General features: G+C 68.7%; 9 protein-coding genes and 1 tRNA gene. 7 read left to right on the top strand and 3 right to left on the bottom strand.

Annotation, left to right across the window (positions count from 1 at the left end; translation table 11 throughout):
* Nucleotides 1-150: 150 nt before the first annotated feature.
* On the top strand, nt 151-873 hold the full coding sequence (locus F6Q13_RS16590; RefSeq protein WP_293058858.1) for a hypothetical protein: 723 nt from the start codon (nt 151-153) through the stop codon (nt 871-873).
* A gap of 38 nt (nt 874-911) precedes the next feature.
* Here F6Q13_RS16590 and F6Q13_RS16585 read toward each other — a convergent pair whose 3' ends face one another.
* On the bottom strand, nt 912-1,379 hold the full coding sequence (locus F6Q13_RS16585; protein WP_293058856.1) for a MarR family winged helix-turn-helix transcriptional regulator: 468 nt from the start codon (nt 1,377-1,379) through the stop codon (nt 912-914).
* A gap of 144 nt (nt 1,380-1,523) precedes the next feature.
* Between F6Q13_RS16585 and F6Q13_RS16580 the strand changes: the two genes are divergently transcribed.
* Nucleotides 1,524-2,063, top strand: coding sequence for a hypothetical protein (locus F6Q13_RS16580; RefSeq protein WP_293058853.1), 540 nt, complete (start codon nt 1,524-1,526; stop codon nt 2,061-2,063).
* An 87-nt stretch (nt 2,064-2,150) separates the two neighbouring features.
* Nucleotides 2,151-2,756, top strand: coding sequence for a histidine phosphatase family protein (locus F6Q13_RS16575; protein ID WP_293058850.1), 606 nt, complete (start codon nt 2,151-2,153; stop codon nt 2,754-2,756).
* Nucleotide 2,757: 1 nt separating this feature from the next.
* Here F6Q13_RS16575 and F6Q13_RS16570 read toward each other — a convergent pair whose 3' ends face one another.
* On the bottom strand, nt 2,758-3,099 hold the full coding sequence (locus tag F6Q13_RS16570; protein ID WP_293058847.1) for a lipopolysaccharide assembly LapA domain-containing protein: 342 nt from the start codon (nt 3,097-3,099) through the stop codon (nt 2,758-2,760).
* A gap of 198 nt (nt 3,100-3,297) precedes the next feature.
* Between F6Q13_RS16570 and F6Q13_RS16565 the strand changes: the two genes are divergently transcribed.
* Nucleotides 3,298-3,846 carry a putative glycolipid-binding domain-containing protein gene (locus F6Q13_RS16565; RefSeq protein WP_293058863.1) on the top strand — a complete coding sequence of 183 codons (549 nt, stop codon included), beginning with the start codon at nt 3,298-3,300 and terminating at the stop codon, nt 3,844-3,846.
* On the opposite strand, the gene F6Q13_RS16560 is transcribed toward F6Q13_RS16565, so the two are convergent.
* Nucleotides 3,809-4,753 carry a prephenate dehydrogenase gene (locus F6Q13_RS16560; RefSeq protein ID WP_293058860.1) on the bottom strand — a complete coding sequence of 315 codons (945 nt, stop codon included), beginning with the start codon at nt 4,751-4,753 and terminating at the stop codon, nt 3,809-3,811. The two genes, F6Q13_RS16565 and F6Q13_RS16560, sit on opposite strands and share 38 nt — an antisense overlap.
* Nucleotides 4,754-4,872: 119 nt before the next feature.
* Here F6Q13_RS16560 and F6Q13_RS16555 point away from each other — a divergent pair, with 119 nt between their 5' ends.
* The 3 genes from F6Q13_RS16555 to F6Q13_RS16545 all read left to right on the top strand — a co-directional run bounded on the left by F6Q13_RS16555 (nt 4,873) and on the right by F6Q13_RS16545 (nt 5,956).
* Nucleotides 4,873-5,385 carry a tRNA adenosine deaminase-associated protein gene (locus F6Q13_RS16555; protein WP_293058845.1) on the top strand — a complete coding sequence of 171 codons (513 nt, stop codon included), beginning with the start codon at nt 4,873-4,875 and terminating at the stop codon, nt 5,383-5,385.
* Nucleotides 5,382-5,855: a nucleoside deaminase gene (locus tag F6Q13_RS16550; RefSeq protein WP_293058842.1), complete on the top strand. Its 474-nt coding sequence runs from the start codon at nt 5,382-5,384 to the stop codon at nt 5,853-5,855. Before F6Q13_RS16555 ends, F6Q13_RS16550 begins: the two co-directional genes overlap by 4 nt.
* A gap of 10 nt (nt 5,856-5,865) precedes the next feature.
* A tRNA-Ser gene (locus F6Q13_RS16545) sits at nt 5,866-5,956 on the top strand.

The following is a 5,956-nucleotide window of genomic DNA, read 5'->3' as shown; positions in this document are numbered from 1 at the left end:
CGCCGCCGGTCAATCGACAGTCGCCGAGGGTGAAACGGTTGCGAACTTCGGCTCGTTTTCTCGCAACCGTTTCACTTTCGGCGGTGTTCGCAGTGGTCTGTCGGTGGGCTGCTGTAGGAACATGAATATGAGCGGAAGGGAGAGACTCCGATGAGCGTCGTGATGTCGAAACCGGAAGGAAAACGCGCCCGGTTACGGCGCTGCGCAGCCTCCACCGACGTCCACAGCAACTTGCTGCCCACCCAGCTGGCTGCCGCGCCGGCGCTGGCCTGGGAGGCCGAAAGCGAAGACGTCCCGGTAGCAGAGGACCAGGATTTCCGCGCCGCGGAAGAAACTCGGCGGCTTTCGCGCGCAATCACCCGCGTACTGCTCGGCGTGGTCGCAATCACCGCCGTCACCGCCGCAGCCCTGGGCGGCTACGCGGATGGCCGGGACTCCTTCCCGTGGGAACACATCCCGCACCCGGTAGAGGTGCCGTCATCCCCCGCACTGAGTGTGCCGCCTGCGCCGCCGAGCGCCGCCGCTCAACGGGCCGCGACTAAGGCGGTATGCCGCCAATACGTTCCCGTCGACGAAATGGTCGTTTCCAACACCCACATGGAAAACCCCAAGGCCGGCGATCCCGTCGGGCAGCTTGCGGTGGCGGCCAACGCCCGGCTCGCGTTGGTCACGGGCTCCCTCGTGCTGCACGACGCGCTGCGCGAGAACCCGGCCACTCCCCCCGCCTTGGCAAAACCGGTGCGCGCGATGTCGAAGACCCTGATGAGCCTGGGGGCGGGCTATCTCGCCGGTGAAGACACATCGACGCTCCGCCCGGAACGGCATCTTCTCGACCGAGAGATCCGCCAGATAACCGTCTTCTGCCCCGACTGAGTGGGAATCTGCTGGGACGCAGCGGAAAGACGGCGCGGTCAATCCACTCGCGCCGAACGTGGCGCGGTAGCCTCAGTCGCCTGCGCGCCGACCAAATGGAGGAGATGTTTGAACTGTCGGCGCTGAGCAGGTGTCAGGTTGGACAGCAGCCGCTCGTCGGCGACGTGCACGGCGGCCTCGGCGCGCTTCAGCAGCGCCCGACCTTTGGCGGTGAGCCGGGCGGGCAGCGCGCGGCCCGACGACACGGTGCTCGGCCGCGTGACCGCGCCCAGGTCTTGCAGCCGGCGCAGCACCAGGTTCATGGCTTGCGGTGACACGTTGATGGTGCGGGCCAGCTCGGCGTTGGATTGGCCGGGGCACATGGCCAAGATTCGCAGGCACACGAACTCCGGCAGCCCCAGCCCGAGGGACCCCAACTCCGCCGTCAGCTCGGGCCGCAACTGCGTCATCACGCGATAGAGCAGATAGCCCAGTGGCTGGTCCTCGTACTCAGGCATGTCAAACATGGTGACAGGGTCTCCCCGCGCGGTTGAAGGCGGCCGCGCCAGTTCTGATTAGATCAACTACTTTGACATATATCAACCACGTTGATTAAGCTGGCTGGTGTGGCGGCCGGCAGCCGGCCGGCACGACATGGAAGGGAGACAGACATGTTTCACGGTGGATTTTCCGAAGGTCCCGGTTTCGGCGGGCCCGGGTTCGGCCGGCAGCGCGCCGGTGGGCGCTTCGGCAGGCCGCGGTTCCTCAAGCGGATAGCGTTGGGCACGCTGGCTTTGTTGCTCGACGGCCCGGCCGACGCTGCACACATCGTCCAGCGCACGTCGGAGGCGACTGATGGTGCCGTCACCCCGCCGCAGCAGGCCGTAGAGCTCGCCCTCGGGGTGCTTGCCGGCCGCGGACTGGTAACGGTCGACGACGGTGTGGCCACCCTGACCGAGCTGGGTAGAAACACCTTGGCCTGGCGGGGCATCAGCAGCGAGACCGCCCACGTGTTCTTGGCGCGGATGGCCAAGTTCGCTGACGTGCACAAGATTCGCTGGGGGCTAGCCGAACTGGCCGGACTGGCCCGCAAGATCACTTGGGCCGGCACCGAGGAGCAAAAAGCCCAGCTCGTCGACGCCAGAGCCAAGGTGTTGGCCGCGATCACCGCAGCCAACACGTCGCTGCACGGCGTGCTCGCCGAAGGCTAAAGCCTGTCGCGCCCCGGATCGTTCGCTGTGTCATGCTCGACCTCGTTCTGCACCATCCCGCAAGGGAATCGAGGACGGGGAGACAGGATGCAGCTGCTGCTGGTCCGCCACGGCTTACCGCTGCGCAGCGAACCCGGGGAGGGCTCCGACCCACGCCTGTCGGAGGCGGGATTGGCTCAGGTCGCCCGGCTGCCTGAGGCGCTGGCGAGGTTCCCGATCACCCGGGTGGTGAGCAGTCCGCAGCGCCGCGCCGTGCAGACCGCCCAACCGGTCGCTGCCGCGCGCGGGCTGGAAGTTGAGGTCGATGAGCGGTTCGCCGAATACGACCGTGACTCGCCGGTCTACATTCCGATCGAGCAGATCCGCGAGGAGAACCCGCAAGGGTGGGCGCGGATGGCTCAAGGCCACCTGCCCGGATCGGTCGACGAAGCCGGGTTCCGTGCCCGTGTCCGCGCCGCGGTCGACGACGTCGTCGGCGCCGCCGCGCCCGACCAGACGGTGGCGGTGTTCAGCCACGGCGGGGTGATCAACGCGGTGCTGCACGAGATCCTGGGCACCGCGCGGCTGCTGTCGTTTCCGATCGACTACGCCTCGGTGACCCGCCTGCTGTTCTCCCGGTCGGGGCAGGCCACCGTGGCGGCGGTCAACGGCACCGAGCACGTGTGGGATCTGCTGCCCCGCAATCGGCGCTGAATTACCGGCCCGCCGGCGTCTGTCTCTTCGCAGCGCGCCGCAGCTGATAGATCCGAGTCGTGCCGGCGAGCACGGTGATCAACCCGCCGCCCACGGCTGCCAGCAAGACGGCCACCCCCAGGGGCAGATGCCAGTGCCAGCCCAGAAAGGTCAACGGCACCGGTTCGTTGTTTTGGGTGATGAAGATCAACAGCACGGTGAGGATCAGAAACCCCGCGATCAGCGACGTCCACACCGCGGCGGCGCGGGTGAGCGCCACCGAGGATTGCGGTGATCCGGCGTCGTGCGGTGGAGTCGGCGGTCGATGCGGCTGGCCGGGGGAGCCCGGAGTATCGCTGCTCATGGCGCCATTGTTCCCCCTCCGGCGGGGCGGGACACCCAAACGGCAGAACCCGCATCCGGCCGGGACGCGGTGGCCGACCAGGTTGTGCGAGCCGGGCAGCGGTCGCCTACGGTATAGCGGGTGAGCCCAGCCACTTCTGACGCGACATCGAGCACCTGGCCGGCGATCCTGACGTGGCGTGCACCCGATGCCTCCCGCATGGAGTCGGTGCGGGTGCAGTTGTCCGGCAACCGGATCAAGGCCAACGGTCGCATCGTGGCTGCCGCCGCCGGCACCAGCCCCGCGTTCGGTGCCTACTACGACCTGCAAACCGACGAAGCGGGCGCCACCAAGCGGTTCGGCTTGACCGTGACGCTGGCCGAGCGGGAACGCCAGCTCTCCGTCGCCCGCGACGAGGAGAACATGTGGCTGGTGACCGATCAGCGCGGGGAGTCGCGCGCCGCCTTCGACGGCGCTCTCGACGTCGACGTGGTCTTCAGCCCGTTCTTCAACACCTTGCCGATCCGCCGCCACGGGCTGCACGATCGGCCGGGCTCGGTGACCGTGCCGGTGATTTACGTGAGCCTGCCCGACATGTCGGTCACGTCGGCCCCGGTCGCCTACAGCAGTGCCGGCCGGGTAGCGGAAACGGCGGGTACCGAGATCCTCGCTGAGATCAAGGTGCGCTCGCCGGTGTCGGACACCACCCTCATCGTCGACGTCGACGGCTTCATCGTCGACTATCCAGGGTTGGCAGAGCGGATCTGATCACCCCGCCGGCCCGGCCCGCGGCCGCCAGCGACTCGCGCCAGTTCTCCTCGCCGATGAAGACGGTGACCATGTCAGGACGGGAAAAACTGTCGTAGCGGGTGCGTGCGGCATGCCCGGCTTCGGCGAGTTCGGCCACCGAGTGGTGGCAGGCCAACGAGTCGCGCGCGTTGGCGAGCAGGTCGATGAATCGGTCCAGGGCGGGCAGCAGCTGGCCGGCGTTGGCCTCGCACATCGCCCGGACCAGATCCGGCGCGGTCGCCGCCACCCGCGTGCCGTCCCGGAATGAGCCGGCGGCCAGCGCGAAGGCCAGCGGAATCTCGGCGGCGGTGATGGCCAGCGCCTCGGCGACCAGGTGGGGCAGGTGCGAAATCGCGGCTGCGGCGGCGTCGTGCTCGTCGGATCGGGCGGGCACCACCACCGACCCGCAGTCCAGCGCCAGATGCATCACCATTGCCCACACCGCGGGGTCCACGTGGTCGTCCACGCTGACCACCCACGGCGCACCGGCGAACAACCGGGCATGGCCGGCGGCCCAGCCGGAATGTGCCGTTCCGGTCATCGGGTGACCGCCGACAAAGCGGGCTTGCAGACCAGCGGCGGTGACCTCCTCGAGCACGGCGCTTTTGACGCTGGTGACGTCGGTCAGCGGACACTGCGGGGCGGTGTCGCGGAGGTGGCGGAGCAGCGTCGGCAACGCAGGCATCGGGACGGCCAGCACGACCAGTGCGCCGATGTCGGCGGCGCGTTCCAGCGCTTCGGTGACGTCGGTGGTGGCGTCGAAACCGTCGAACCGGGCCGCCTGCACCCCGTCCACCGAGCGGTTGTAGCCGAAGACTTCCCGGCCCGCCGCGGCGGCGGCGCGCATGATCGATCCGCCGATCAGCCCCAGCCCGAGCACGCACACCGGGTCTTTAGCCACCTCTCAAGGTTGGCACACCCAGGTGGAATTCCGACGCGCGATTCCGTCCAGACGCGGCCCGGATTGTCTGGTCAAGTTGCTGGTCAGGGACTAGCGTTTCCCGCATGGCAGCACAGCGCGCCTCTGCGAAACCGGACACGCCCGAGGGGTTCGGGGTTGCTGTCGTGCGCGAAGAAGGCACGTGGCGTTGTGCTCCGATGCGTCCCAAAGCGCTGACCAGTTTGGCTGAGGCCGAGAAGGAACTGCGCGAGCTACGCAGCGCCGGTGCGGTTTTCGGGCTTCTGAACGTCGACGACGAGTTCTTCGTGATCGTGCGCCCGGGCCCGTCGGGAACCCGGTTGCTGCTTTCCGACGCTACGGCGGCGCTCGACTACGACATCGCCGCCGAGGTGCTGGAAACCCTGGATGCCGACATCGATGAACAAGACCTCGAGGACGCCGAGCCGTTCGAGGAGGGCGACTTGGGGTTGCTGTCGGACGTCGGGTTGCCCGAAGCGGTGTTGGGCGTGATCCTCGACGAGACGGACCTCTACGCCGACGAGCAACTGGTCCGCATCGCCCAGGAGATGGGTTTCGCCGACGAACTGGCGGCGGTGCTCGAACGTCTCGGTCGGTGACCGCCGATGACGACCTGATCCGCGCGGCGCTGGCGGTCGCCGCGACCGCCGGCCCGCGGGATGTGCCGGTGGGTGCGGTCGTGTTCGGCGCCGACGGGATCGAGCTGGCGCGCGCGGTCAATGCCCGGGAAGCACTCGGTGACCCGACCGCGCACGCGGAGATCCTGGCGCTGCGGGCCGCTGCCCGCATCCGCGGCGACGGATGGCGCCTGACCGGCGCCACGCTGGCCGTCACCGTCGAGCCCTGCACGATGTGCGCGGGCGCGCTGGTGCTGGCGCGGGTGCAGCGGCTGGTGTTCGGGGCGTGGGAGCCCAAGACCGGGGCGGTGGGCTCGCTGTGGGACGTAGTCCGCGACCGGCGACTCAACCACCGGCCCGCGGTGCGCGGCGGAGTGCTGGCCGACGAGTGCGCGGCGCTGCTCGAAGCCTTCTTCGCCCGTCAGCGAGGTGAGCGGGCCGGCTTTGGGTAAGCTGTCGCGCGGTGGCGTGTCCGAGCGGCCGAAGGAGCACGCCTCGAAAGCGTGTGACGGGTAACCCCCGTCCGAGGGTTCAAATCCCTCCGCCACCGCCA

Origin of the sequence: Mycobacterium sp. (genome assembly GCF_008709575.1) — a bacterium.
Lineage (GTDB): Bacteria > Actinomycetota > Actinomycetes > Mycobacteriales > Mycobacteriaceae > Mycobacterium.
The sequence above is the reverse complement of the archived record's forward strand: the minus strand, read 5'-3'. Positions and strand labels throughout refer to the sequence as shown.